Genomic DNA, 1,980 nt, shown 5'->3' with positions numbered 1-1,980 from the left:
AGAGTGATGAAGGGCTCATTGTTATCAAATTTTCTTATGCTCAAAGTTTGCATTTGACTGTTGATCAAAGCAAAACCTTCATCATTCTCTAAGATTCTCATCGTTTCCCAACTATCGTTAATTGGAAAGTAGTATTTATTAAATATAACATTTTCAAATGCTGAACTTGAAAAACTTAACAGTAACGCTAGGACTATGAATATTCTATGCACTAGTAATTCCTTTTAGTAGGTTAGATACATCATATTAATAAAATATATTTTAAACTCAACTTCAAACTACATACGGAGATATGTCGATTTATTGACGCATTTTTCGATAATTCTATTACATACAACTTAACTTCCTCATTAGCAAATGCGTATTTTTATTTTATATAATATAAAAATTTTAGATGGCCTATTAATATTAATCAAAGTAATACAAAATCTAATTAAAAAGAATATTGAACAATAAACTTTTCAATTGATAGAATGCCCTACTTTTTCCCATAAAGAGATACAATGGCAAACTTCAATACTCATCTTAATACTGCCGTAATCATCACAGGCTTAGCCTCAGCCACTTTATTATCTGCAGGCCATATCGATTTAAACGGCGCACTTTGGTTATGGTTTTTAGGTTCTATTGGCGGCTTATTGCCCGACATAGATTCAGATAACTCAACATCACTCGATACTATTTTTAACTTATTCGCTCTCAGCGCTGTATTACTGGTACTGCATTACATAACCACCGAGCTCATTATTGAAATTAGCTTTATCGAGTTAATCGTAGTGCCGTTATTGGTTTACGGATTTATGAAATACATTATTAGACCTATTTTTGAATGGATCACAGTACACAGAGGTAGTTGCCACTCTTTACTATTTATACTGTTATGCGCGCTATTAACAACTCAACTAACATGGAAACTGAATGACCAATCAACCACACAAGCAGCTGTCTTTGCCTGGTTAACGGGTGGGTTTATTTTACTTGGCGGGTTAATTCATTTATTGCTGGATGAAATTTACAGTGTAGATTTAAGTAATGTCACCATTAAACGCTCTTTTGGCACCGCTTTAAAAATAGCTGACTTCGATAATAAACTAATTACGCTAGCTTCAATTATTGCCATTGCAGGTTTGATCTATGTTGCCCCTCCCACAGAACAAACTATTGCAGCGTTAAGTGACTGGTCTCATTTTACGTTTTTATCTTAACGCCATAAGTAATAAGCCGTTTAACCACATATTCAAAATGTGTGCCCTCTTGGTAATCAAATATTGATTTACTAAGAGGGCATGAGGCACTGCGCTTTTAGAGACATGCATGGCTAAACCAAAGCGGCTTTGCAAAGTTAGGTTTAATTAAAAGCCATAGCCTGAGCCTGTTTGTTATTAATTAATACTTTTATAGGTTTAAGTGAAATAATTTACTCGCTTTACCTGTCTTATACCTACAACGATAAACGCTATTTAATACAAATACTAAGCAGTTTGATACATTCAAATCCGCAACAGCTGTTGAAAGCGTCAAATATAAAATCAAAGAGGTCCATAATGGAATTTACACATAAACGCACCACCCTAATTACAGCATCGTTATTGTTGGTATTGGCGATATCACAGGGTATTTATTCAGCCCTTTACAGTGCTGAAATTAGTTTTTCAAGGCAGGTTGCTTGGGGACTAGAAGCACTGGTATTTACTTTATTAGTTGCCTTTGCAGGCACAGCTATGGTGCAAGCAAAAAACGCTCAACTAGGCTGGTCGGCTATCGCGTTTAGCGCAGTACTTAACATAGTGCAGGTAAGTATTGGACTTACTTTGTTTTCTACATTTGGAAAAGTCGCAGGCACAGTAGAAGGCGCACTGTAGTGGTCAACTAATTTTGGCCACAGTTTTAGAATCTTGGTATCTAACCTCAGATTCATTTGGTGCTAAACCTGCATTATAATGATGTGGTCTAACATTGTTGTAATATCCGTTGATATAA

Annotated in this window: 2 protein-coding genes and 1 pseudogene; 2 read left to right on the top strand and 1 reads right to left on the bottom strand. The window is 35.2% G+C overall.

All coding sequences use genetic code 11. The annotated features are described in order from the left end of the window. Positions 1-212, bottom strand: a 212-nt coding sequence (locus tag H5115_RS20085) for a hypothetical protein (protein ID WP_220487347.1), incomplete at its 3' end; no start/stop codon positions are given. A 291-nt stretch (positions 213-503) separates the two neighbouring features. Here H5115_RS20085 and H5115_RS19935 point away from each other — a divergent pair. After that, positions 504-1,205 carry a metal-dependent hydrolase gene (locus tag H5115_RS19935; RefSeq protein WP_182756976.1) on the top strand — a complete coding sequence of 234 codons (702 nt, stop codon included), beginning with the start codon at positions 504-506 and terminating at the stop codon, positions 1,203-1,205. A gap of 339 nt (positions 1,206-1,544) precedes the next feature. After that, positions 1,545-1,856: pseudogene (locus H5115_RS19930) on the top strand (thiamine biosynthesis protein ThiC); the annotation flags it as partial. Between the last annotated feature and the right edge of the window lie 124 nt (positions 1,857-1,980).

Source organism: Pseudoalteromonas sp. SR44-2, assembly GCF_014163745.1.
GTDB lineage: Bacteria > Pseudomonadota > Gammaproteobacteria > Enterobacterales > Alteromonadaceae > Pseudoalteromonas > Pseudoalteromonas distincta.
Note: the sequence above shows the minus strand (reverse complement) of the source record. Positions and strands in the feature narration are given on the sequence as shown.

Coding starts and splice junctions, on each gene's coding strand:
- H5115_RS19935 (WP_182756976.1), top strand. CDS start 504: ATGGCAAACTTCAATACTCATCTTAATACTGCCGTAATCATCACAGGC.